Annotated in this window: 21 protein-coding genes, 2 pseudogenes and 1 riboswitch; of the genes and pseudogenes, 5 read left to right on the plus strand and 18 right to left on the minus strand. The window is 66.6% G+C overall.

Translation table 11 applies throughout. From position 1 onward, the window contains the following. Positions 1-68: 68 nt before the first annotated feature. Genes POS15_RS14930 through POS15_RS14940 form a run of 3 tightly spaced genes read right to left on the minus strand, consistent with a single transcriptional unit; the run spans position 69 to position 4099 of the window. Positions 69-1064: a fimbrial protein gene (locus tag POS15_RS14930; protein WP_019182501.1), complete on the minus strand. Its 996-nt coding sequence runs from the start codon at positions 1062-1064 to the stop codon at positions 69-71. Positions 1065-1098: 34 nt separating this feature from the next. Next, positions 1099-1608 (minus strand): fimbrial protein, encoded by a 510-nt coding sequence (locus POS15_RS14935; RefSeq protein ID WP_284128368.1) that lies wholly within the window; start codon positions 1606-1608, stop codon positions 1099-1101. A gap of 34 nt (positions 1609-1642) precedes the next feature. Continuing rightward, positions 1643-4099, minus strand: a complete 2457-nt coding sequence (locus POS15_RS14940; RefSeq protein WP_284129656.1) for a fimbria/pilus outer membrane usher protein — start codon at positions 4097-4099, stop codon at positions 1643-1645. Between the two features lie 496 nt (positions 4100-4595). On the opposite strand from POS15_RS14940, the gene POS15_RS14945 reads away from it, so the two are divergent. The 3 genes and pseudogenes from POS15_RS14945 to POS15_RS14955 all read left to right on the plus strand — a co-directional run bounded on the left by POS15_RS14945 (position 4596) and on the right by POS15_RS14955 (position 6718). Further along, complete coding sequence (locus tag POS15_RS14945; RefSeq protein WP_019182506.1) at positions 4596-5111, plus strand: fimbrial protein; 516 nt, start codon at positions 4596-4598, stop codon at positions 5109-5111. 58 nt (positions 5112-5169) lie between these two features. Next, complete coding sequence (locus POS15_RS14950; protein ID WP_284128369.1) at positions 5170-5892, plus strand: molecular chaperone; 723 nt, start codon at positions 5170-5172, stop codon at positions 5890-5892. Positions 5893-6308: 416 nt separating this feature from the next. After that, positions 6309-6718: pseudogene (locus POS15_RS14955) on the plus strand (hypothetical protein). A gap of 44 nt (positions 6719-6762) precedes the next feature. On the opposite strand, the gene POS15_RS14960 reads toward POS15_RS14955, so the two are convergent. From POS15_RS14960 to POS15_RS15025, 14 genes and pseudogenes are all read right to left on the minus strand, one after another. Next, positions 6763-7950, minus strand: coding sequence for a hypothetical protein (locus tag POS15_RS14960; RefSeq protein WP_284128370.1), 1188 nt, complete (start codon positions 7948-7950; stop codon positions 6763-6765). A gap of 34 nt (positions 7951-7984) precedes the next feature. Next, positions 7985-10453, minus strand: a complete 2469-nt coding sequence (locus tag POS15_RS14965) for a TcfC E-set like domain-containing protein (protein ID WP_284128371.1) — start codon at positions 10451-10453, stop codon at positions 7985-7987. 99 nt (positions 10454-10552) lie between these two features. Beyond that, positions 10553-11047, minus strand: coding sequence for a CS1 type fimbrial major subunit (locus POS15_RS14970; RefSeq protein ID WP_284128372.1), 495 nt, complete (start codon positions 11045-11047; stop codon positions 10553-10555). Between the two features lie 109 nt (positions 11048-11156). Continuing rightward, positions 11157-11891 (minus strand): CS1 fimbrial subunit B flags: Precursor, encoded by a 735-nt coding sequence (locus tag POS15_RS14975; protein WP_080150020.1) that lies wholly within the window; start codon positions 11889-11891, stop codon positions 11157-11159. A gap of 196 nt (positions 11892-12087) precedes the next feature. Next, positions 12088-13044 carry a thiamine-phosphate kinase gene (gene thiL, locus POS15_RS14980; protein ID WP_046272759.1) on the minus strand — a complete coding sequence of 319 codons (957 nt, stop codon included), beginning with the start codon at positions 13042-13044 and terminating at the stop codon, positions 12088-12090. Positions 13045-13058: 14 nt separating this feature from the next. Then, positions 13059-13538 carry a transcription antitermination factor NusB gene (gene nusB / locus POS15_RS14985; RefSeq protein ID WP_019182513.1) on the minus strand — a complete coding sequence of 160 codons (480 nt, stop codon included), beginning with the start codon at positions 13536-13538 and terminating at the stop codon, positions 13059-13061. Further along, the gene (ribH, locus tag POS15_RS14990) at positions 13535-14002 is read right to left on the minus strand and encodes a 6,7-dimethyl-8-ribityllumazine synthase (RefSeq protein WP_019182514.1); all 468 of its coding nucleotides are present in this window, start codon (positions 14000-14002) and stop codon (positions 13535-13537) included. Before ribH ends, nusB begins: the two co-directional genes overlap by 4 nt. 184 nt (positions 14003-14186) lie before the next feature. Beyond that, positions 14187-15302, minus strand: coding sequence for a 3,4-dihydroxy-2-butanone-4-phosphate synthase (gene ribB / locus POS15_RS14995; protein WP_019182515.1), 1116 nt, complete (start codon positions 15300-15302; stop codon positions 14187-14189). Continuing rightward, positions 15299-15901, minus strand: a complete 603-nt coding sequence (locus POS15_RS15000) for a riboflavin synthase (RefSeq protein WP_046272747.1) — start codon at positions 15899-15901, stop codon at positions 15299-15301. The genes ribB and POS15_RS15000 overlap by 4 nt, the downstream gene beginning before the upstream one ends. A gap of 75 nt (positions 15902-15976) precedes the next feature. Further along, a riboswitch (FMN riboswitch) is annotated at positions 15977-16121 on the minus strand. A gap of 189 nt (positions 16122-16310) precedes the next feature. After that, a complete protein-coding gene (gene ribD, locus POS15_RS15005) occupies positions 16311-17393 on the minus strand; it encodes a bifunctional diaminohydroxyphosphoribosylaminopyrimidine deaminase/5-amino-6-(5-phosphoribosylamino)uracil reductase RibD (RefSeq protein ID WP_284128373.1) in 1083 nt (360 codons plus the stop codon). 70 nt (positions 17394-17463) lie between these two features. Continuing rightward, a complete protein-coding gene (gene nrdR, locus POS15_RS15010; protein ID WP_019182518.1) occupies positions 17464-17985 on the minus strand; it encodes a transcriptional regulator NrdR in 522 nt (173 codons plus the stop codon). 108 nt (positions 17986-18093) lie between these two features. Continuing rightward, positions 18094-18516 (minus strand): hypothetical protein, encoded by a 423-nt coding sequence (locus POS15_RS15015; protein ID WP_284128374.1) that lies wholly within the window; start codon positions 18514-18516, stop codon positions 18094-18096. Position 18517: 1 nt separating this feature from the next. Then, positions 18518-19771: a serine hydroxymethyltransferase gene (glyA, locus tag POS15_RS15020; RefSeq protein ID WP_019182520.1), complete on the minus strand. Its 1254-nt coding sequence runs from the start codon at positions 19769-19771 to the stop codon at positions 18518-18520. 202 nt (positions 19772-19973) lie between these two features. After that, positions 19974-20449, minus strand: a pseudogene (locus tag POS15_RS15025) (RcnB family protein). A gap of 235 nt (positions 20450-20684) precedes the next feature. Between POS15_RS15025 and ettA the strand changes: the two are divergent. Together ettA and POS15_RS15035 are read left to right on the plus strand one after the other, a co-directional pair. Continuing rightward, a complete protein-coding gene (ettA, locus tag POS15_RS15030; protein ID WP_019182522.1) occupies positions 20685-22349 on the plus strand; it encodes an energy-dependent translational throttle protein EttA in 1665 nt (554 codons plus the stop codon). 125 nt (positions 22350-22474) lie between these two features. After that, positions 22475-23791, plus strand: a complete 1317-nt coding sequence (locus tag POS15_RS15035) for an NCS2 family permease (RefSeq protein WP_019182523.1) — start codon at positions 22475-22477, stop codon at positions 23789-23791. Positions 23792-23822: 31 nt separating this feature from the next. Here the strand turns inward: POS15_RS15035 and bcsZ are convergent, their stop codons facing one another. After that, the gene (gene bcsZ, locus POS15_RS15040; protein ID WP_026069670.1) at positions 23823-24977 is read right to left on the minus strand and encodes a cellulose synthase complex periplasmic endoglucanase BcsZ; all 1155 of its coding nucleotides are present in this window, start codon (positions 24975-24977) and stop codon (positions 23823-23825) included. Positions 24978-25008 lie beyond the last annotated feature (31 nt).

A 25008-nucleotide genomic window follows, 5' to 3' on the forward strand; every position in this document is an offset into this window, starting at 1 on the left:
ACCGCGCTACGCGAACGCCCAGCTGCCCGGCGCAGGTGCAGGGGGGACGCAGTGCAGCCACTTCAACGTCACCAGTAATCAACGTTCAGCACGGCCTCGCCCTTGATGGTTCCGGGTACCAGCGCATCGTTGGTGCGGATGTAGCGCGCGGTGAACTGGTGATCGTGCACGCCACCCACGCCCGGATCGAAATCCCAGGTCTGGCCGAACTGCACTTCGGCGCCACCGCGCAGCAACTGCACGCGCACGCCTTCGGCATCGGAATCGGCGGTGGGGGTCAGCTGGCTGCCGGTGTTGCCCGCATCGCCGGCGTCACTGAGGGTCATGCGCGCACGCGGCGGATCCACGCCGCAGTCCATGCGTATCGCGACCAGCTTCTCTTTCGCGGTGGAACCGGGGACGGCAAGCTCCGCCGTCTGCACGTCCTGCAGGGTTTCGGCCCTGTCCTGCAGGGGGCAGGTGACTGCAGGGAAGGTGAAACTGTGATCCAGGGTTAGCTCACCATCCAGGTGTGGGAACCTGGCGACATTCCAGACCACCCGACCGGTGTTGGCGTAGGAACGCATGCGTCCACCACGTGAGAAGTACTGGGGACGAAAGTTGAAGGTCGCGATGTAAGTGGGGTTGGGCGACATGGCATCGACCCGGTAAGGGTAAGTAACTCCCGGCCGCATCGGCAACTCTGGGAATCCAACAACCCGCTGGAACAGAAAGATCATCAATGGCGCTTCGGAATTCGCCTCAAACGCGGGATAGGTCATTCCGTCGAAGGTGATCTCGCCCACGTACGTCATTCCGGGCATCTCAAGCCTCACGTCCACGTCGAAGGCGTCATGCTGCACGCACCCTACGAACTCGAACGCCCAGGCCAACTGGCCCATATAGCGCTCGCGATCGGTCGGATAGGTATCGATGACCTTGTGCTCGGCGCGTGTTGGGTGCCATTCCTCCACGCAGGCCTGTGCTGCGCCGGCCATGCCCAGTGCCGCCAGCAGCGCGATGGCGCGGGCCTGCCACCAATGGCTACGGCGGGATATTGCTTTCTGCTTGTCGATGAACCTCATCAGCTGTCTCCAGTTCGCTTGGGGGTGAGAGAACTCACTCGTAGTCAGCGGTAACCACAATCTCGGTGGACACGTCACCGGCGCGCAGCACCGCACCGGTGGGCACGTGGTACGCCGCGCGCAGGTCGTAGCGCGCGGTGGCGCCGGTCACCGGCACATCGATGCCGGTGTCGCCATCCTTCAGGTAGGTGTTGCCGGTGGTGCCGGCCAGCAGCGAGATCGACACACCGCTGGCCTCATCGGTGGTGGCGGTGTTCTTCCAGCGCTCGGCATCGCCATCGGCGGCCGTGCCGGCGAACGAGAGCACGGCCTTGTTCACGCCCACGCAGCCAGTGAACTCCAGGGCGCCGGCCTTGATCTGGCTGTCCGCGCCGGGGGTGAGGTCGCTGGCCTTCACCGGGTCCAGGTCGATCAGCGCGTCATTGAGCGTGCAGGTGCCGGGCAGCACGCGCCCGGTGATGGTGAGGGTGGCGCTGTCGGCCAGGGCCACCGGCGCAGCGGCCAGCAGAGCGGTAGAAAGGGCGATGCGGTTGAACAGCTTCATGGAAAACTCCTGCAAGTGACGTAAGGGAAAGGATTCAGAGCGAGGTGGCATCGACCGCAGTCAAGGCGGCCTGCAACCCGGGGCTGGGCGGCGGCAAGGGCGTGCACACCGCCTGGCTCCAGGACAGCCCGTAGGCATCCGGTGCAGCGGGGGTGGTGTATTCGAGGCGGCATCGCTGCGCGCCATCGGGGTCGACGATCAACCCGCCCTGTTCCGGGGCGCCGCGCAACTGGATCACACCGCCCTGGCCCACCGCGCCATAGCTGCGGCCGGTCTCATCTTCGATGCGCGCGGCAAACGGCAGTGGTTGGCCCAGCGCATCGGTGGCATCGATGAACAGCGTGCGCTCCCGCGTGGCGTTGAAGGCCACGCGCACGATGCTGCCTGCGGTCGGTGCCACCCGCTGCGAGGTCCGCAGCAGCTCCACGTCCATCGACAGGCCGGACGGATCCAGCTCGATCTGGTTCCAGCGGTAGGGGCTGACATGCGGCAGCAGCGCGTAGCCGTTGCGGCCGATGCGCACATCGCTGCCATAACCGATGCGCGCGCCCTGCGCACCGTCGGCCTGGATCAGGGCGAAGCCATCGCCCACCGGCGCACCAAAGTTGATGCCATCGCGATGCAGCACCACACTGCCGGCCGCACTGGCGTTGAAAGCGTTGTAGTCACCCGAACGGCTGTAGCCGGCGGTGACGGTGCCATGCCCACCGCGGTAGGAGGCATAGGCGCTGGCGCCGCTCGCTCCCTCGCTGGCAGCGTTGGCGGACACGTTGTAGTTCAGCTGCTGGTCTGCACCCAGCGTGCCGCTCACGCCCAGCTGTGCCTGCTCGCCGCGGGCCGACTGTGCCAGCTGCGTGCTCAGGCGGGGTGCGCTGGGCGCCTTGCCAAGCGGAATGCTGAAGGTGGCCGAGTAGCGGGTGTCCTGGCGGCCATCACCCTGCCGGTAGCGCATTGCCGAGAGGCTGTAGTTGGCGCGGCCGAGCGTGCTCTGGAAGCGCAGCTGCAGGTCGTTCTGTGTTGCAGTGCCATCCCAGTAGCGGACGTGGCCACCACTGAGCGACAGCGTGCTGCGCTCGCCCATGCGCTGGGAGAAATTCACCTGGAAGCGCTGCCGGGCGCGGCTGCTGTAGCCCCAATCATCCGCACGCGCCTGCGCGAAGTCATTGAGCGAGAGGTAGCCGCGGGTACTGTAGCGGTGCGCGGCCAGGCCGAAGTTGGTGCCGGTGGCCGCAACGTAGCGCTGGTAGTTCAGCCGGAAGCTGTTGCCGGTGATCTGCTCGCCATTGGCCAGGCGTGCGCGCGAGTGGGTGACGTCGGCACCGAACGCGCCCAGCGGCGTGTTGATGGCCCCACCGAACAGTGCAGACTGGAAATCCCCTGCCACCTGCATGCCGCCCAGGGCGGTGAAGTGGTTGCTGATGCCACGCGCATAGGTACCTTCGGCAAAGCGCAGCGATTCGCGCACGCCACGGGCATCGCGCAGTTCACCGGCCGTGGCACTGAAGCGACTGGCCCCCGGTCGCAGGGCCTGCGGCACGGCGGAGAAGTTCACCGTGAACGTCTGCTGGCGACCGTCGGCTTCGGTGACGGTGACATCGAGGTCGCCGCCGAAGTTGGTCGGGTACAGGTCTTCAATGGAGAACGGGCCGGGGGCCACGCTGACTTCATGGATGATGTTGCCGTTCTGGCGGATGGTCACCATCGCGTTGCCTTCGGCGATGCCCTGCACCACCGGCGCGAAGCCGCGCAGCGAATCAGGCAGCATGCGTTCATCGCTGGCCACGCGCACGCCGGTGAACGAGAGCGACTCGAACAGCTCGCCGCCCGTGTTGCCCTGCCCCAGCAGCAGCTGGCTGTTCCACGCCGGCAGGTCGCGCTGCAGGTAGCTGCTGATGACGTCGTGGCGCGAGCCGTAGCTGCTCTGGCTGAAGGAGGAACGATGGCGCAGGCGCCAGGCGCCGAGGTTCACGCCCGTGTTCAAGCCCAGGTACGTGGCGTTCTGGCCCTGCGCACGGTTGTGGTTGATGTTGTAGTCGAAGAACGCCGCGGTGACGCCATGGTCGCGCTGGTCCGGTGCCACGTAGCCGCGCGCATTGCGCGCCTGTGCGGCCTGCGGCACGTTCACCAGCAACTGCAGGTTGCCCGCGTCGTACTCCACCGTTGCGCCCTCCACCAGCGCAGCCAATGCAATGCAGGCATCGTCGTCCTGCTCCAGATCCGCCAGGTAGCTGTCTTTCAGATTCAATCGACGCAACAGGGCCACGGGCAGGCATGGCGTGGCGCCCACCGGTGCGGGGGCTTCGACAAAGCGGATGTCGCGGTTCTCCAGGAACTGGCCATTCACCACCACGTCCAGCGGATAGAGGCCCGGCTCCATCGGGTTGCCCTGTGCATACCGCTGCATGTCGATGGACTTGCCGCCGATCAGGAACCCTTCGCTGAACTGGAGTGGCTCGCCGGCCTCAGCATGGGCGTAGCTGCTGAGCGTCATCGCCATGGCAAGGGCGATGGCCGCTCCCAGCGGACGGCTGATGAAAGGACGCTGTGTGCGGTGATGGAGAGGGCGCTTCTGCATGGAAAACGTCATTCGATGAGGCCGAAGCCGACATCGCTCGTAGTCGAAGTGGGCCGAAGCGTAGACAGCCCCCCTCCGCCTTCCCATGCAATTTGTTGCAAAGCGACACCGAAGCACGAAACGACGCGACTTTCCATGCACTGACTGTTTCAGGGCAATTCAGGCTTGTTTTCACGGCGCAAAGACAGTCAATCGAATGTGTTGCGGTTGTCGCACCGATTGCCTGCAACCGGCTGTCGCAGGGCGATATGTCGTTTCCTGACCGCGCGCTTTACCGCAAGCACGAACCGACGCATCGCACAAGCACCTTGCAACTAATTGCATGTTCCCGCCGGGCATGCCCGGGAACACTGTGCGCATCCGCCGGCCCGGCCGGTGCGGATCTCCTGTTTACCCAACCAAGGACATTCCCATGTCGAACCGATTGAATCTGCTCGTTGCCAGTGCGCTCGCACTGGCTGTTTCCCCCGCCGCCTTCGCCGAAAAGCTTGAGATCACCGGTGAACTGATGACCAGCACCTGTTCCGTGGATGCCACCGGCGGCACCGTCACCGTGCCGATGGGCAAGGTGGATGTGGCGTCGGTCAATGCCGCCGACCGCGCCGGCATGAAGAATTTCAGCATCCTGCTCGACTGCACCGGTTCCGGCGCAGCCCAGAAGGTGGGCGTGCGCTTCGGCGGCACCCCTGATGGCAGCACCGGCAACCTGGCCTTGGATGCGACGTCTGTTGCCACCAATGTGGGCGTTGCACTGTATGACGCCAGCGGCAACCAGCAGAAGCTGGGCGAAGACCCGCTGCAGTGGGTCGACATTCCGGCCGCCGGCACGGGCCAGCTGGACTACAGCGCCTGGTATTCGTCGCCGGGCCGCAACGCCACTGCCGGTTCCGCCAACGCCACTGGCGACTTTGTCGTTCTGTACGACTGAGTCCTGCCGTGCCGGCCCGATACCAGGCCGGCACTTTCCCACCCGATGAGGAATGACGATGAAGATTCGTGCAATGACGTGGATGACCGCGCTGCTGGCTGGCGCAGTGGCGCTGCCCGCATCGGCGGCGGTGACCCTGCAGGGCACGCGTATCGTGCATGACGCCGGCAAGGGACGCGACGTGACCGTAAAGGCGACCAACAGCGGTGATCAGCCCGCCATGGTGCAGATCTGGATCGACGATGGCGACAGCCATGCGCGGCCGGAAAATGTGCGCACCCCCTTCCGGTTGACCCCGGCCGACCCGCGCCTGCTCCAGGCACACCAGGGCCAGGCCTACCGCGTGACGTACGCGCCGCGGCCGTCGGAAGCGCCGCTGCCCACCGATCGCGAATCGGTGTTCTATTTCAATCTGCTGGATATTCCCCCCAAGCCTACCGATGCCGCCGGCAAGAACCTGCTGCAGTTCGCCGTGCGCACCCGGGTGAAGCTGTTCCATCGCCCGGCTGGCCTGCCCGGCAATGCCCGTGATGCAGCAGGCCAGCTGCAGTGGCGAGCACAGGGCGGCGCTCTGCAGGTGAGCAACCCCAGCGCCTACCACGTGACCATCAGTACGTTGACGCTGCCCGATGGCCGCAAGGTGGAGGCGGACATGATCGCGCCGGGGGCCGAGGTGCGGCTGCCGCTGCCGAGCGGTGCGGCGATGCCGTCGTCGGTGACGTTCCAGTGGCTGGACGATTACGGTACCCCGCGCGATGCCGAGGCCGCAGTCGCGCGTTGAACGCAGCCGGGCATGCGTTCGACATCTGCCATGCAGGAAATGTCGCAACTGGCACGCGCATGTGCGCCCGGTTCAGCGCAGCGCATGCGACACGCATCTGCAACGTTTTCGAATTTGAAAGTTTTCTGATTGGTGTAACAGCACCTGCGTGCACATCATGGCGCGCCACCGACAACGGGTGGCACGGGCTTGCAATCCCGTAGGACTATCGCGTTGTTTACGCTTGTCTGCCGGCGTCGCTCCTTCCTGTTGGGCGGCCTCGGCAGGCAATCCGTCCGTGCCCTATGGCGGGCGGTGCGTGGGGCCTTGCGCCCGCCGGCTAACACGCGTTGGTCCCCGGTATTGCAACCACGCACCGTCCGCCGCCCTCGCCCAGCGCGAGGGCGGCCCCTTGCTTCGCACTCAAGGACGCCGCCATGACTTCTTCGCTCTATCCCTATCTGTTCGCCACACTGGGCGACGCCGTCGAACGCCTGCCGGATGACCTGGCCAAAGCACTGGAAACCACATTGGGCAGCACGATGCGCGCCCACGCCGACGAAGGCATCACCCTGCTCGGCTGCCTGCAGCGCATCCGCCACGTGGACGCCACCGATGGCCAGCCGTGGCCGGGCAAAGGACGCAAGCAGCGCTTGGCTTCGCGATGGCACGCATCGACCGCGCCAATGCCGGGCTCACCTTGCTGCTGGAACTGCTGCACGCCATCGAGCGCGTACGCGTGGACGGCGATGCCGACCAGCAGGTGGGCGATGACGTGCGCGAAGGGTTGCTGCTGGCCTGCCGTGGGCTGGCCGAGTATGTGGATGTGCAGTTGCGGGTGGCGTAGCCAGCTTCCGCGGCACCTCGGCCACGCCAATCCCTGTCCCTGGCTCAGGGATTGGCGTCGAACAGCACGGTCATGTCTCCTTCCCAGCGCGAGCCCGGTGTCTTCACCATCTCCAGCACCGCGTCACGCCCGGCGGTGAAGCGCAGGGTCGAACGGCGCTGCATCAGGTAACCATCGGGCGTGAAGCGCGGTGCCTGACCGTCATCGGCCAGCAGCACGGTGTTCTGCGCCGGACGGCCATCGCGCAGGTTGTTCATGCCCGGAAGGGTGACGTCCACCTCCACCGGCACCTGCTTGTCCGCCTGCGGATCATGAATGCCGCACTGGTCGCCGACGTGGTGCTGGCAGCGCAGCTTCATGCTGAAGTCCATCGACGTGGTCAGATGAAACGGCAGCTCCTGGCGCAGCCTCGCCGGAGCAGTGCCATGATCGATCCAGGGCGACCAGCCCCCTTCGGGCGCCAACTGTACGCGCGGCGCTTCGGTGGCGAAGCGCACCTGGAAATCGTGGATCACATCGAACACGAAGTTCATGCGCACGGCCTCGACACCGGTGATGTTGTCGCCCAGATCGATGTCGGCCCCGGCGCCGCCGGTGGTCCAGGTTTCCTGGGCCATGTAACGGCCATCCTGCAGCGTCATTGCATTGGGCAGGGTAACGTGGATGCCGAGCCCCACGTTCCTGTAGGAGTAGCTGCGGGCATACCGCGTGTTGGTGCTGTAGCACTCGGTGGGGCTGGCTGGCGTCCGTACCGCCCAACCGCCCAGCGACCATCCACGCCCACCGGCGCCGCGGATGGCCGTGCAACCTCCACTGACGCCGTAGTACCAGGGATCGGCGCCACCACCGAAGTTGATGCGCATGGACAGCGCCGCAAAGCTGATGGTCGCCTCGAAGGTGCGTCCGCTCGACACCTCCTGCAGGGTGATCGTACGCGGCGGCGGGAAGCGGATGTAGGTGGTATCACGCCTTGATGTGTCGTCGCTCGGCCCCTCCTTGCGCCAGTACTCACGGTTGCCGAGATCGAAGATATAGGCCCCGTTTCTATCGCATTCGGCCGGCCTCCAGTTGCAGAAGCTGCCCCGGGGTGTCGTGTTGCGGAATGCGGTATCGCCCGGATCCAGGGCGTTGGGCCTGAATTCGCCGGTGACGTTGACGTCCACCACCTGTGCGGTGGCAGGCAACGCCGCCATTACGGCCAGCAACGGGAACAGCCGGATGCCAATAGTCATGCTTTAGACCTGCCTGGTTCGTCGGAACAATGGGCTAGTGCGCGACCACCGACGGCGGACAACCGATGCCGCCCACCATCAGTACATCGCCTTCGCGGGGGTGACGGCCCTCTTCCATGGTCAGCACACAGCTGATCCGGTTCGGGTAGCGCAGCTCCACCACCGGCGCGCGTGCGCTGAGTTCAAGGGTGAAGAAGCCTTCTTCCTGGCTGACGCTGCGGCCGGCGTGGTTGATCACCTGCACACCGCGCATGCCGTTGCCATCGGCATCCAGTACCTGACCCATCACGGTGAAGGTGCGCAGTACATCCACCGTGGTGTGAACCACGCCGCCCTTGTTGAGGTGGTAGCTGATGGTCGACGGCTGCAGCGCCGCCGCAGGTGCGTGCCGGCCGTGGAAGTCGAACTGCACCTGTCCCGCACGATAGGCGGTGACCGGAACGAAGTTGCGTCCCGGGCGCAGCTGCACGCCACCGCCACGACTGTCGTCGGCACGCAACGTGACATCGGGGAAGTCACTGCGCACGTCGACGATGATGCCGGTGTCCACGCTGCCGCTGCGTCCCTGGCCCAGCACGGCAGCATGTCCTCCCCCGATCACCACGGTGCTGTCCAGGTTGGCGCTGCCGCCAACGTGGCCAGAACCGGCACCGCGATACAGCTGCACATCGCCTTCCAGCAGTGGGCTCTGCAGATAGGCGCCGGCGCCGGCGCCAATGCCGCTGCGTTCAGCTGTGACCATGCCATTGACGCTGCGCAGGATCTTCCCATCCACACGCTGGGTGGCGACCGCGGTGACGTAGCCGTCGCGCTGGCCGGCTTCGCCGGTCCGGCTGCCCAGGCTGCCGCTGTAGCTGCGGCGTTCGCTGCCGAGTGACACACTGACGGTCAGATCGATGCCGCGCTGGCGGCGATAGTGGGTGAAGCGGCTGCCCGGACGGTCGTAGGCCGAGACACGCCAGTTTACGTCATGCCTGCCGAACAGGGTTTCGCGGCGACCGTAGGAAACGTCGATGCCGGTGCCACGGGTGAAGCCGGAACTGCGGGCCACGCGCAGGCTCGCATTGTCGCGGTGACTGAAGCGATGGGTGATCGATACGGCCGTGATGTCCTGCCAGCCTCCCCGGGTTTCCCAACGTGGCGGCGCACCCTCGCTGGCGGGCAGCCGATGACGCTGCTCTGCCCAGCTGCGCGCGTGGTTGGCGACCACCGAACCGGCACGGTAGCGATACAGTCCCTGCAGTTCCACGCCGCGCCCGGCATCGCTGGAGGTGTAGAAATTGGTGTAGGCGCTGAAGCGATCACTGGCCTGCCAGTCCATCGACAGGCCGGTGGCGCGGCGCGTGCCGATCTGCTGCACGGTGGCACCGGCCACTGCGCGCGGGTGCAACAGGTAGTTGACCACCGCACCGGCGGCGATCTCGCCTTCCTGCATTGAATGATCGCTGTCGAGCAGGCTGCGCTGCTGGCCGGCGAACGCGCTGTAGCGCCAGCGCCGGGTGGGATCGCGCCAACGGCTGGGTTTGTGGATCGAGGCGGTTTCGCGCGAGGCCTCCTGGCCGTCTTCAATGACCCGCAGCACCACGTCGTAGATGCCGCCTGGCAGGCGACGTGTGTCGATCTCCTGCACGCCGGGCTTCACGGCCTGTGTGGCCAGCAGGTTGCCGTCGCGCAGAATCTCCACCACACCGTCGCGGTTGGCGGTGACGTACACCGGATAGACGCTGGCGCTGCGCGTGTCGGCCAGCAGCACATCCGACGAACCGAACATCACCCCCAGCGCGGTGTCATTCTGCGTACCCGGCGCGCGTGGCTGGCGGATGATGCCCTCGAACGTGGGCAGGAAATAGCCCGCGCGGACGAAATGATCGCCGAGCTCGCGTTGTGCATACAACGCACTGAGATAGTGCTCCGTGCTGCCGGGTTGGGCGTAGTACTGGTAGCTGCCAACCGTGCTCCACAGACCGATGCTGCCACTCAGTTCAGCGCTGTAGCGTGCGCTGGCCGGCTGGTCCTGGCCGCCATGCACGGCCAGGCTGTTACGTACGATCAAGCCGTGGCTGCCGGACGCCGGCAGGGCAGTGTTGCGTTGTTCCGCACTGGCAGTTGCCGGCGTCAACAGGCTCAGCAGCGAATTGGCCAGACTGTAGTGCAGCGCGGCCAGGCCACGGCACTGCGGCGCGCATATGCCAAGCGGCAGCGGTTCGGCCAGCTGCTCGGCCCAGCGCGTGCGCTCGCTCTGCGGCCATGGGCTGTCGATGCTTTCGACGAAGCCGATCAGCTGTACGCGGTTGTCTTCATGCAGCAGTACTTCGGCGTCGCCCAAGTACTGCCCGTCCAGTTCCACGCGCACGGTCAGCGGATTGCCGAACAGATGCTCGCGGAACTCCGCAGGCATGCGGTCGCGCTGCTCCAGCAGGCTGACCTGTGCGTCTGGCGCGCCTGCGGTCGCCTGCGCCGAGGCAGCAGCAAGCATGGCGGCAATGGCAACCGCCAGTCGCATCGGAACCGGTCGCGGAGGTAGGTGTGAAAGGCGCATAGATGACATTGGCCTTCCTGCCGCACGCGCGGTGGGGCAGGAAGGCACAGAGCTCGGCAGGCGTCAGATGTCGCTTTCGAAGATCATGTGGAACTGACCGCCGTAATTACCCTGCTTGTAACCGCCGCCCGGTTCGGTAGGCGCGATGGCGAAGGCCAGAGACTTGCCGGATGCGGCCTGGGCTGCGTTGGCAACGGTGATCTTGGCGGCGGCCGTTGCCGGCACGACCACGTTGTCCAGTTTCACCACCAGATCCACGACGTCCGCGGCCGAGGCCATCTGCGCCGGGGCGGACAGATAGGCGGTGATGGCAGCCGGCGACTTCACGTTGATCACGCGACCGGTCAGTTCGCCGAGCACTTGGCGTGCGGTATCCCACGGCAGATTCTGCGGCAGGCCTTCCCAGCCGTCCGGCGTGGACACCTGCAGGCCGGCAACGTTGGGCACGTCAGCCGACACATTGACGGTGATCGATTTGGTTTCGGTAGCCGCAAAGCTGACGGCCGGGGTGATGAGCAGGACTGCCGCAGCCGCCATCGCGTGTTTCAAGAAGGACATTCAGATACTCCTGGGTGAATGGGTACAAAAGCCAGGACAAGGGCAAAGCTGTCCCATCGGACTCCTGGCGGGCCCGGGCGGGACAATGGCGTTGGTGGGGGACGGACGGTCAGCGGCGGCTGTCGATGCTGCGCTGGCGTTCGCCCTCCTTCAGGTCGTAACGGATGAAATGCGTATCGTCAGACGCCAGCACGTGAGAGCGACCGGGGCGTACGTGCACGATGATTCCGGGCGTACAGGCGTCGACCTTGGCCCGCTCGCACTGGCGCAGGTTTTCCAGAACAATGGTGGCGTTGCCGTGGTTGTGGATCTGGCCGGACTCGATGCGGGTGTCATAGCGCGGGTGTTGTGGCGCGATGAACAGCACGGTGCCGAAGCCGGTGAACACGCGGATGGCCGAGGAAAGCTCTGCGGCCTGCTGTGCCTGTTCCTCGCTGAGCGAGAATTCCTCGGCACTCGGCGCCACCGGCACGAAGCGCAGGCGGTAGTAGCGTTCCTCGTCGCGCAGGCCCCGATACACCAGTCGTGTGGCCTGCTGGCCGTTGCCTGCGATGATCAGGCGACTGGGACTGGCGATGACCCCATGCGCCCCAGGCGCGTTGCGCACCAACGATGGCGCATCCACCGGAACTTCGACGGGCTTGTCATCGGCATCGAAAACGATCTCTGCCACTTCCACCCGGACGTAGGCGGTGCCGGCGCCGGTATTGCGGATGCGTTTGAGCAGGTTGCTGCTGCCGGGCTGCAGGTAGTCGAAGAGGACGCCGACATTGATCTGCGGTGCGCTGGCGTGACTGGGGAACGCCAGCGCACACAGCAGCAGGACATGGACGACACGTGACATGGGACCGCTCGTTTTCAGGAGCGTGAAGTGTGTCGTCGCGTCAAACGCACGGCTATGAAAATAGTTGTAAGCCGAAGCGCGCAGCGGCGAATTCGGAGAATTCCTAAATGCTCATCGCCCGTGCTGCCAGCATGGCCGGCCACCATGGCCCCTTGCCCGCAGCCGCGTACCGGCAGGACACCAATCCCTGCCGCACTTAGGCGAAGTGCTCGTATCCGCTCGGGCCGTCGTGGCCTTCGGTGTGTACGCCCTGCCCCTCGGCGATACGGCCGATGCGGGTGATCGGCAGGTCCAGCGATTCGGCCACGAAGTGCAGCGCGTCGCGCTGGTCGGCGGCGGCGGTGAAACACAGTTCGTAATCATCGCCGCCGCGCAGCGCGCACTCGCGGGCCGCGTCGCGGCCCAGCAGTTCACGCAACGCCGGTGAGATGGGCAGCGTATCGGCATCGACGTCGGCGCGGACACCGCTGCGCGCCGCGATGTGGCCCAGATCGGCCAGCAACCCATCGGAGATATCCACGGCTGCGTGCGCGAATGCACGCAGGCGCAGGCCCAGGGTGACGCGCGGGGTGGGCCGCAGCAGGCGCAGGCGCAGGCATTCGTAGTCGGCCAGCAAGGTGGCGGTGGCCACGTTCAATGCGCCCTGCTGCCACAGGCGCAGCGCACCGGCGGCATCGCCGAGTGTGCCGCTCACCCAGATGTCATCGCCCACCTGTGCGCGGTCGCGGCGCAGTGCCTGGCCGCGTGACACCTGCCCCATCGCAGTGACGGACAGTGACAGCGGGCCACGCGTGGTGTCGCCGCCGATCAGCGCGATGTCGTGCTGGTCGGCCAGGGCGAAGAAGCCATCGGCAAACGCATCGATCCAGTCTTCGCTGGCCTCGGGCAGCGACAGCGCCAGCGTGCACCAGGCCGGGCGTGCGCCCATCGCGGCGAGGTCGGACAGGTTGACGGCCAGCGTCTTCCAGCCAATGTCGAACGCCGGGGTCTCCGCCGGAAAATGCACCCCGCTGTTGAGGGTGTCGGCGGTGACCACCAGTTGTTCGTTCGGGCGCGGCTGCAGCAGTGCAGCGTCATCGCCGATGCCGAGCACGATGTCGTCGCGCTCGACGGTGCGCGCCCGGATGCGGTCGATGAGGGCGAATTCAGCCAGGGACATGGGGCCGATCAGCCCCCGTTTTCGACCTTGCGCCATTCCACGGCGGCGCGATCCAACACCCCGTTGACGTAGGTGTGGCCGTGCTCGGAACCGAAGCGCTTGGCCGATTCGATCGCTTCGTTGATCACGACGCGGTACGGCACGTCCAGGCGGTAACGCATTTCATAGGCGGCCACGCGCAGCGCGGCGCGTTCGATCGCATCCACTTCCTCGATGCCGCGGTCCAGGTACGGATCGATCGCCGCGTCCAGGTCCTTGCGGTTGTCGAGCACGCCGTGCACGAGCGCTTCGAAGTAGGCCAGGTCCGCGATCTCGCGGGCCTGTTCGTGGGCGAACTGGGCGATCACGCTCTGCGCGTTGCCCCCCGAGATCTGCCACGCATAGATTGCCTGCAGCGCACGACGGCGGGCGCGCGAACGCAGCACCGGATCGACGCCATCACGGCGGACGGGCTTACCGGAGGGCTTGCCCGGGTTTGACTTGTTCATGGCAGCTGCTCCAGAAGATTGACCATTTCCAACGCCGTCAGTGCGGCTTCCTCACCCTTGTTGCCGTGGCTGCCACCCGCGCGGGCTTCGGCATCCTCGACCCGCTCCACCGCCAGCACGCCATTGAGCACCGGCACGCCGAAATCCAGCTGCACGCGCATCAGGCCTTCCGCGCAGCGGTCGGCGACGTGTTCGTAATGACGGGTATCGCCCCGGATAACGCAGCCCAGGGTGATGATCGCGGCATGCTGATGGGCGGCGGCCAGGCGCGCGGCGACCAGCGGCAGTTCCCACGCGCCGGGCACGCGGATCACGTCGATGGCGGACTCGTCGATCCCATTGCCGGCCAGGCTCTGCCGCGCACCGGCCACCAGCACGTCGGTGATGCGGGCATTCCAGCGGCTGGCGAGGATGGCGAAACGGGCCTTTTCCGGAGTACGGAGGTCGCCTTCGTAATGGCTCATGTTCGGCGTGGGGTCCATTTAATAGGTGAATATTCTAGCGCATGGCCGCGTGTAGCCGGGCCGCTGCGCGTTACGGGACGGGTCGGGTGCAGCAGCCCCCCTGGGTCAGGGGGCTGCCGCGAAGCGGCGGGAGTCTGGATGAGGCCAGGAAGGACCCGCGGTTTGCACAGCAGATCGTGGGGCGTCAGCGCGAATGCGATGACGTGTTCCCCACCGTCTCGACCACTTCCAGGCCATACCCGGCCAGACCGATCTGGCGGCGGGGGGTGCCCAGCACGCGCAGCTTGCCCAGGCCCAGATCGGACAGGATCTGGGCCCCGGCGCCGTTGCGGCGCCACTGGCTCACATCCTTGTCCTTGCCCGGCACCACCGGCTGCGGCTGCTGGCGCAGGCGGGCCAGCAGGCTGTTGGTGTCGCGCGGGGCCGACAGCACCACCATCACGCCACGCTCGGCAGCCGCGATCGCGCGCAGCGCATCGGTGGAGGCCACCCCGAAATCGTCGCGACGCCAGTGCAGCAGATCGGCCAGCGGGTTTTCGACCTGCACCCGGACCAGGGTCGGCTCGGTATCGGGGGTGCCGCGGACCAGCGCGAAGTGCAGGTCGTGGGCGATCCGGTCGCGGTAGGTGACCAGCGTGAACGGGCCGAACTCGGTCTCGATCTCACGCTCGTCCACCCGCTCGACGGTCTTCTCGGTGGCCAGGCGGTAGGCGATCAGGTCGGCGATGGAACCCATCTTCAGGCCGTGCTCGCGGGCGAACACCTCCAGCTCCGGGCGGCGCGCCATGCTGCCGTCCGGATTCAGGATCTCCACCAGCACGCCGGCCGGTTCCAGCCCGGCCAGCATGGCCAGGTCCACGCCCGCCTCGGTATGCCCGGCGCGGGTGAGTACGCCGCCCGGCTGGGCGATCAGCGGGAAGATGTGGCCCGGCTGGTGCAGGTCGGCCGGCTTGGCGTCCGGCTTCACCGCGGTGCGGATGGTGTGCGCGCGGTCGTAGGCCGAGATGCCGGTGGTGACACCCTCGGCGGCCTCGATGCTGACCGTGAAGTTGGTCTGGAACTGCGCGGTGTTGGCCTGGACCATCGGCGCCAGGCCGAGATCGGCAGCGCGCTCGCGGGTCAGCGGCAGGCACACCAGGCCACGGCCATGGGTGACCATGAAGTTGATATCCGACGGCTTGACCAGCTCGGCGGCCATGATCAGGTCGCCTTCGTTCTCGCGGTCTTCGTCATCGACGATGACGACCATGCGGCCGAGGCGGATGTCCTCGAGGATCTCGGGAATCGGGGCGAAATTCATGCGCGTGCTCCTGCACCCAGCAAACGTTCGACGTAGCGGGCGACCAGATCGATTTCAAGATTGACCGCACTGCCCACGGCGGTGGCAGCGAAGGCGGTGTTGGCGACGGTGTGCGGAATGAGCGCGACCTCGAAGCCCTGCTCGTCCACCTCGTTGACGGTCAGGCTGACCCCGTCCACGCAGATCGAGCCCTTCTTGGCGATGTAGCGCAGCAACGCGGCCGGCGCGGCGAAACGCCAGCGCTGGGCACGCGCGTCGTCATGCACCGACAACACCTGGCCCAGGCCATCGACATGGCCACTGACCAGATGGCCGCCGAGGCGGTCGGTCGGGCGCATCGCGCGTTCGAGGTTGATGACGGCGCCGTCGGCCAGCCGACCCAGCGTGGTCAGGCCCAGGGTCTCGGTCGAGGCGTCAGCCTGGAAGCTGCTGGCGTCGAATGCGATGACGGTGAGGCAGACCCCGTTGATGGCGATGCTCTCGCCCATCTGCACGTTCTCGAACGGCAGGGTGCCCACGTTGAAGGTGAAGCGGACATCGCCGCCAAGGGACTCGCGTGCGGCCAGACGGCCGACGCCTTCGATGATTCCAGTAAACACGTAACGTTCTCCGCGGAAAGTGAGCGAAAAACGCCGCAAGGCATATAGGTGCACGCCGGGCACAAGGCCCGGCCGCACCGTCTTCTTTCATCCGGACTATACCGTCGGCTCCGGCATTGGACCGGATCTGCTGACCTTCCCGGGGGCCGGGAAGCGCTCGCGGGCTCGTGCTTGCGCACCTACCGCCGGTGGGGAATCGCACCCCGCCCTGAAGACGTTTATGTACCGGCGAACCGGCCCGGCTAGTGTAACAGGGCACCCTGACTGGAGGCTTTAAGTTAAATAAGTGTTAAGCTACGCGACTGAGTGCTGCGCCGCGTGGATATGACGGCGCACACGTCGGTTACTGATCGAGCTGCAGCGTCCGCGCCGCGCCATGATCGAACGGGTCCCGCAAGGGGCCCGTTTTTTATGGGCGCATCAACAGCCTCACGTCTGCCCCCACCTGCCGCTGGTCCACCACCCGCAGCCGACGCTGCTGCTCCATCGCGTGGATGCCCAGGCCGGACAGCAGCGGCCGGCCATGTTCGCCGAGCAGCGTGGGCGCCTGGTAGAGCAGCAGTTCGTCGACCCAACCGCCGGCCAGCAATGCACCGGCCAGCGTCGCACCGGCTTCGGTGTGCACTTCATTGATGCCGCGTTCGGCGAGCAGGGCCAGCACCGCGCCCAGGTCCAGGCGGCCATCGCGGCTGGGCACGCTGGCGAATTCGGCATCAGCCACATCCGGTGGGCTGACGGCGGCGTCGTGCACGTACAACGTCGGCGCCCCACCCTCGCGTACGCGACTACATTCCAGCGAACGCAGGCGTGCATCGAGCACCACGCGCAGCGGCGGCAGCACGTCGGTATCGGCCAGGCGCACGGTCAACATCGGATCGTCAGCCAGCACGGTGGCCGCACCGGTAAGGATGGCGCCGGCCCGCGCGCGCCAGTGCTGCACATCCTCGCGCGCGGCCGCGCCGGTGATCCATTTCGATGTCCCGTCGGCCATCGCGGTGCGGCCATCCAGGCTGGCGGCCAGCTTCACCCGCAGCCACGGACGGCCGCGCTCGATGCGCGACAGGAAGCCCCTGTTGAGCTCGCGCGCCTGCGTGGCCATCAGGCCTTCGGCCACCTCGATGCCGGCCTCGCGCAGCAGCACGAAGCCGCCCCCGTCGACCTTCGGGAAGGGATCACGCATCGCGGCCACCACGCGGCTGACACCGGCGTCGATCAGGGCCAGTGCACACGGCGGTGTGCGCCCGTGGTGCGCGCAGGGCTCCAGGGTGACGTAGGCGGTGGCGCCGCGGGCCTGCTCACCGGCCTGGCGCAGCGCGAACACTTCGGCGTGCGGGCCGCCGGTGCGCTGGTGCCAGCCCTCGCCCACCACGACCCCATCGCGGGCAATCACGCACCCCACCATGGGATTGGGCCGCGCGGTGTACGCGGCACGTTCGGCCAGGCGCAGCGCGTGCGCCATGTGCTGATGGTCGAGAGCGGAGAAATCGGTCATGGCGGGGATCATCTGGCGGCGTGCAGCCGCGATGGTAGCCCAGCCGGGGTGGCCGCGATGCGGCAAGGGCTCAGCCCTTTTTCTTCTTGGTCAGCGCGATCACATCGCCGAGCAACTGCAACTGCTCGGTGCTGGAGGGCAGCTCGCGTTCGAGCTTCTCGATCTCTTCGCGGAAATCGGCCACGTCTTCGAAGCTGCGGTACACCGACGCAAAGCGCACGTAACCCACGTGGTCCAGCTTGCGCAGTTCGTTCATCACGAACTCGCCGACCTTGATCGAGGGGATTTCGCGTTCGCCACAGATGCGCGCCTGCTGCATCACCGCGCGCACCGCCAGCTCGATCTTGTCTTCGGGTACCGGACGCTTCTGCAGCGCGCGATCAAAGCCGCTGCGGACCTTGCGCGCATCGAACGCCTCGCGGCTGCCGTCGCTTTTCACGATCGCCGGCAGTTTCAGTTCGATGGTTTCCAAGGTGCTGAAGCGCTCGTTGCAGGCCTCGCACTCGCGGCGACGCCGGATCGTCGCGCCGTCTTCAGAGACGCGCGAGTCGATCACACGGGTATCGGCATGCTGGCAGAACGGACAGTACATGGAACGCCTTGCATCGGGAAAACGTCATGCCGTGGTCACGGCAGCGTCGCAACGGTACCTGAGAGAGACAGGCAACAGCAAATGGCTGGGGGCAGAGGCCAGCCCAGCCTAGGCCGGCTGCCGGCGCAGCCACAGCAGGTGCGCCGCACAGGAGAGCATCGGCGGCCCGGCCAGCAGCAGAACCAGTGCCATCGGACTCGCGACGGCCTGCCAGAATGCAATGCCGACCACCGCCAGGGCGGCAAGGACGCCAAGGCCCAATGCAGCCCACGGCCAAGGCCCGGCATCGCGCAGGCCGGTGCGTCCCTTTCGGAGATAGCGGCCACTCAACCACAGCCAGCCCACGATCCCGATCAGGCCGGCCGCCCCCCAGCCGCCAATCACCAGGCGCGAGGCCCGGTCCAGATAGGCCGGCTCGACCCATGCGACCCAGACCCCGATGGCGGCGAAGGTGCCACCGCCAGCCATCCCCACGATGCCGCAGACCAGGGCCAGCACGGCGTAGATACGCCGTTGCCGGCCCTCGTCCATGTCAACCGTAGACCGGGTACTTGCGGCACTGCGCGCTGACCGCATCGCGCACGCGGGCGATCACGGCCTCGTCAGCCGGGGCATCGAGCACGTCGGCGATCCAGTTGGCCAGGTCCACGCAGTCCTGTTCCACGTAACCGCGCGTGGTGACCGCCGGGGTGCCCAGGCGCAGGCCCGAGGTCACGAACGGCGAACGCGGGTCGTTGGGCACCGAGTTCTTGTTGACGGTGATGTGGGCCAGGCCGAGCGCGGCTTCGGCATCCTTGCCCGAGACATCCTTGCCGATCATGTCGACCAGCATCAGGTGGTTCTGGGTGCCGCCGGACACGATCTTGTAGCCACGCGCGATCAGCGTGTTGGCCATCGCCTGGGCGTTCTTGACCACCTGCTGCTGGTAGGCCTTGAAGCCCGGCTCCAGCGCCTCCTTGAAGGCCACGGCCTTGCCGGCGATGACGTGCATCAGCGGGCCGCCCTGGATGCCCGGGAACACGATGGACTGCAGCTTCTTCTGCAGTTCTTCGCTTGCCCCCTTGGCGATGATGATGCCGCCACGCGGGCCGCGCAGCGTCTTGTGGGTGGTCGAGGTGACCACGTGGGCGTGCGGCAGCGGGCTCGGGTAGACGCCGGCGGCGACCAGGCCGGCCACGTGCGCCATGTCCACGAACAGGTAGGCACCGACCTTGTCGGCGATGGCGCGGAAGCGTGCCCAGTCCACCACCTGCGAGTAGGCCGAGAAGCCGGCCACGACCATCTTCGGCTTGTGCTCCAGGGCCAGGCGCTCGACCTCGTCATAGTCGATCAGGCCGGCTTCGTCGACACCGTACTGGATGGCGTTGAACAGCTTGCCCGAGGCATTGACCTTGGCACCGTGGGTCAGGTGGCCGCCGTGGGCCAGGCTCATGCCCAGGATGGTGTCGCCCGGCTGCAGCAGCGCGAAGTACACCGCCTGGTTGGCCTGCGAACCGCTGTGCGGCTGCACGTTGGCGTAGTCGGCGTCGAACAGCTGCTTGAGGCGGTCGATCGCCAGCTGTTCGGCGACGTCCACATATTCGCAGCCACCGTAGTAGCGCTTGCCCGGATAGCCCTCGGCGTACTTGTTGGTCAGCTGGCTGCCCTGGGCCTCCATCACGGCCGGGCTGGTGTAGTTCTCGCTGGCGATCAGCTCGACATGGTCTTCCTGGCGCTGGGTTTCGGCGGCGATGGCCTTGGCCAGTTCGGGATCGTAGGTTTCGATGCGGACGTCACGCGGGAACATCGGTTACTCCAGGCAGGCAGAGGGGGTACAGCGCGAGCCTTGGATTGTAGTCCCCGGGCGCGGGGCTGACCAATTGTGCCGCCGATCGCCGGCACCACCGCATGCTGCCCAGGGCGCCAGCCGCAGCGGCCCGCCGCGGAAACCAGAACGGCGCCCCGAAGGGCGCCGTCCGTGTGAGGTACCGCCGCGATTGGACCCGGTCTTACCGGTTGTTGATCACGTAGTCGGCAATGATCCCGGTGGCGATGGCGACCAGCAGCAGGTTGCCGCGGTCATCGCGGATCCAGTGATGGTCGCGCGGCGGGCGGCGCACCGAATAGCGGCTGTAATCGTCCACCACGTAGACCGGGCCGCCGTAGTACTCACGGTAGCGGTGGCCACGCGCCCAGCCGTAGGAGCCATACCCCGGCGCCGGGCGATAGACCACACGCGGCGGCGGGCCTGGACGGTAGTAACCACGATTGTCGTAGCGATGGTCGTAACGGCGGTCATGGCGGACCTCACGACGGTCATGACGATCGTGCCGGTCATGGCGATCGTGGCGGCTGTCGCGGCGGTCATCACGCCACTCCCGGCGGTCGTGACCGCGACCACGGTGGTCATCGGCGAAGGCCGGGCCACGGTGCCCAAGGCCAGCAGCGAGGCGACGGCCCCGACCACAAATCGATTCATGCGCATGACTGGCCTCGCTTGGTGGGTTGATGGCTCCATCATGCGCACCCCATCTGAACGGTCTCCGGCTGGAAACGGTTTCCAATTCAAGGGCTTTGACCCCGCATTCAGGCGGCGGCAAGCCCCGGCGCCCTTGGCTTCCGGCGGCATTGATCGCTTCCGGCTATAATCGGGGCATCCTTTTCTTCCTCTGTTCCTGTTCCGTCCGGAACGGGCGCAGGGTTGCGCCTTCGGAGAGCTCATGTCCTCGCAATACATCTACACCATGAACCGCGTCAGCAAGGTGGTCCCGCCCAAGCGGCAGATCATCAAGGACATCTCGCTGTCGTTCTTCCCGGGTGCCAAGATCGGCCTGCTGGGCCTGAACGGTGCCGGCAAGTCCACGGTGCTCAAGATCATGGCCGGCGTGGACACCGATTTCGAGGGCGAAGCCCGCCCGCAGCCCGGCATCAAGGTCGGCTACCTGGCCCAGGAACCGGAGCTGGACCCGACCAAGACCGTGCGTGAAGCAGTCGAGGAAGGCGTCGGCGAAGTGCTGCAGGCGCAGGCCCAGCTGGACGCGGTCTACCTGGCCTATGCCGAGGAAGGCGCCGACTTCGACAAGCTGGCCAAGGAACAGGAGCGCCTTGAGGCGATCCTCGCCGCCGGCGATGCGCACACCCTGGAAAACCAGCTGGACGTGGCCGCCGATGCGCTGCGCCTGCCGCCGTGGGATGCGGTGATCGGCAAGCTCTCCGGTGGTGAAAAGCGCCGCGTGGCCCTGTGCCGCCTGCTGCTGCAGAAGCCGGACATGCTGCTGCTCGACGAACCGACCAACCATCTGGACGCCGAGTCCGTTGAGTGGCTGGAACAGTTCCTGGCGCGCTACACCGGCACCGTCGTGGCGGTCACCCATGATCGCTACTTCCTGGACAACGCCGCCGAGTGGATCCTGGAACTGGATCGCGGCCGCGGCATTCCGTGGAAGGGCAACTACACCGATTGGCTGATGCAGAAGGACGAGCGCCTGAAGCAGGAAGACAACCAGGAAAAATCCCGCCAGAAGGCGATCCAGAAGGAACTGGAGTGGTCGCGCCAGAACGCCAAGGGTGGCCGCACCAAGGGCAAGGCCCGTCTGGCCCGCCTGGAAGAGCTGCAGTCGGTGGATTACCAGAAGCGCAACGAGACCAATGAAATCTTCATCCCGCCGGGCGAGCGCCTGGGCAACTCGGTGATGGAGTTCAAGAACGTCTCCAAGAAGTTCGGCGACCGCCTGCTGTTCGACGAACTGAGCTTCCTGGTGCCGGCCGGCGCGATCGTGGGCATCATCGGCCCCAACGGTGCCGGTAAGTCGACCCTGTTCAAGATGATCACCGGGCAGGAAAAGCCGGATTCGGGCGAAATCACCGTCGGCCCGACCGTCAAGCTGTCCTACGTGGACCAGAGCCGCGACGCGCTGGAAGGCAACCACAACGTCTTCCAGGAAATCGCCGGCGGCCTGGACATCCTCAACATCAACGGCATCGAGATCCAGTCGCGCGCCTACATCGGCCGCTTCAACTTCAAGGGCCAGGATCAGCAGAAGCTGGTCGGTTCGCTGTCCGGTGGTGAGCGTGGCCGCCTGCACATGGCCAAGACCCTGCTGCAGGGTGGCAACGTGCTGCTGCTCGATGAACCGTCCAACGATCTGGACATCGAAACCCTGCGTGCGCTGGAAGATGCGCTGCTGGAGTTCCCGGGCAACACCTTCGTGATTTCGCATGACCGCTGGTTCCTGGATCGCATCGCGACCCACATCCTGGCGTTCGAAGGCGATTCGCACGTGGAGTTCTTCCAGGGCAACTACCGCGAGTACGAAGAAGACAAGCGCCGCCGCATGGGCGACGACGCTGCGCCGAAGCGCCTGCGCTTCAAGGCGCTGAAATAAGGCAACCGGAAAGGCCGCGCTCGCGCGGCCTTTCTCATTTCGGTAGGTCACCACCGTTGGTGGTGATGCTTTGAAGCGTACCGACCAACGGTCGGTACCCACCACCAACGGTTTGAGATTTCGCGATGTCCCTCCCCGAACGCCTGTTCCAGCTGCAGCAGCACGGCACCTCCGTGCGCACCGAACTGCTGGCCGGCCTGACCACGTTCCTGACGATGTCCTACATCGTCTTCGTCAACCCGGACATCCTGGCCACCACCGGCATGGACCCGGGCGCGGTGTTCGTCGCCACCTGCCTGGCCGCCGCGCTGGGCTCGCTGGTAATGGCATTCGCGGCCAACTTCCCGGTCGGCATGGCGCCCGGCATGGGCTTGAATGCGTTCTTCGCCTTCACCGTGGTGGGCGCGGCCGGCCTGCCATGGCAGCAGGCGCTGGCGGCGGTGTTCATCTCCGGCCTGGTCTTTCTGGTGCTGTCACTGACCGGCGTACGCGCCTGGCTGGTGGCGGGTATCCCCGCTTCGCTGCGCGCGGCGATCGTGGCCGGCATCGGCCTGTTCCTGGCGATCATCGCGCTGCAGAAATCCGGCGTGATCATCGCCAACACCGACACCCTGGTCGCGCTTGGGCCGCTCAATACCGCCCCACCGCTGCTGGCGCTGGCTGGCTTTCTGCTGATCGCGATCCTGGAGGCACGCAAGGTGCGCGGCGCAATCCTGATCGGCATCCTGGCGGTGACCGGGGCGGCCTGGCTGCTCGGAGACGTGCAGTTCCATGGCCTGATCTCGCTGCCGCCGAGCCTGGCGCCGACGTTCCTGCAGTTGGACCTGCCGGGCCTGCTGCATCACGACGGTGGCGCGCCGATCGCGGTGCTGCTGCAGGTGGTGCTGGTGTTCGTGCTGGTGGAAGTGTTCGATGCCACCGGCACGCTGTACGGCGTGGTCGGTCGTGCGGGCCTGTTGAAACTGCCCGGCGCGCAGAAGCGGTTCGGCCGTGCCTTGTTGGCCGACAGCACCGCGATCGTCGCCGGTTCGCTGCTCGGGACCAGCAGCACCACCGCCTTCGCTGAAAGCGCCTCGGGCGTGCAGGCCGGTGGCCGTACCGGTCTGACCGCGCTGGTGGTGGCGGCATTGTTCCTGGCGGCGCTGCTGTTCTCGCCCCTGGCGGCGATGGTGCCCGGCTACGCCACCGCCCCTGCCCTGCTGTTCGTGGCCGGGTTGATGCTGCGCGAGCTGGTCGATGTGGACTGGGGCGACCTGACCGAATCGGTGCCGGCCGCGCTGTGCGCGCTGGCGATGCCGTTCACCTATTCCATTGCCAACGGCCTGGCCTTCGGCTTCATCGCATATGCGGTGCTCAAGGCCGGCACCGGGCGCTGGCGCGACGTGCATCCGGCGGTGTGGCTGGTGGCCGGGTTGTTCGTGCTGCGCTACGCGCTGGAGTGATCGACGGGCACCGGCCGTGTGCCGGTGCTGGTCAGGCCCAGGCTGGGCGCAGTTGGCCGTCGGCGGCAAAGCGATAGCGGCCTTCGTACCAGCCCAGGGCAAACAGACTGAGCACCTGCTCGTAATAGCGCGGCGGCGCGGCGCGCTGCTGCTCCGGTGTCGGCAGCGCAGCGACCATTGCCTTGGTGCGTTCGGCCTCGCCCTGCGCCTGCAGGTACGGCACCAGGGCCGCCTGGAAACCGTAGTTGCCGGTGCCTTCGCGTATGCCGGTGAGCGTGTTGACCTTCTCCGGCATCGGCTGGCCCTCGCGCAGGGTGCTCAGCGGGCCGTGCAGCGCATCCAGAACCGAGCGGAAACTGGGATCGTTCACGGCGGTCATGCCTGCCCACAGATAGCAGCGGATGGCGTCGTAACTGCCGAGCGGACCCTTGTCCGGATCAGCGATGAAGCCGCCGTCGCGCCACGCGGTCCAGTCCGGCGCAAAGCCGTGGGGTGCGGTATCGCGCAGCAGGCGAACGCTGTTGCCGATCACGGTGGTCCACGGCCCGCTCGGATCAAGCGCGGCGAAGCGGCGCAGCAGCGGCAACGGCAGGTAGCTGGGGTTGAACCGCCACGTGTCTTCCGTCGCAAATCCTTTGGGCCCAGGCATCAACATCGTGCCCAGGCCCGGAACATCGACCAGCTCCTGCACCTGGATCGCCGCCAGCATCGCTTCGGCGGTCTGCCGCAGCGCCGGCCGTTTCCACAACCGCGCTGCCTCGTGCAGGGTATAGGCGAGCCAGACATCCGAGTCGCTGGCGGGATTGTCGTCCAGCACCTTCCATGCATTGGCCGTGGTGTCGCGCCCCCACAGCCAGGCGGGCAGGCGCTGGGCCATGCTGCCGCCGGCGAGGTTGTCCTCGGTCCAGCGCAGGAGGCGATCGAACAGCGGCTGATCGTTGTCCACCAGCGCGAAAAACAGCGCGTAGGACTGGCCTTCGGAGGTCGAACGCTGGTCGGCGTTGTTGTGGTCGACCATGCGCCCGTCCGGAGTCACGCTGGAGGCACGCATCACCTGCCACGCCGTCCACGGGCCGGGCCCGCGCGCCGGGCCGTTGGCCGAGCAGGCCAGCAGCGGAGTAACGGCCAGCGCCTGCAGCAGGCGGCGGCGCATCCGATGGAACGATGGGGATTCAGTCACGGACATCAGCCTCTTCGCAGCGGGACCTGGGAAGCCT

The sequence above is a fragment of the Stenotrophomonas sp. BIO128-Bstrain genome, assembly GCF_030128875.1.
Lineage (GTDB): Bacteria > Pseudomonadota > Gammaproteobacteria > Xanthomonadales > Xanthomonadaceae > Stenotrophomonas > Stenotrophomonas bentonitica_A.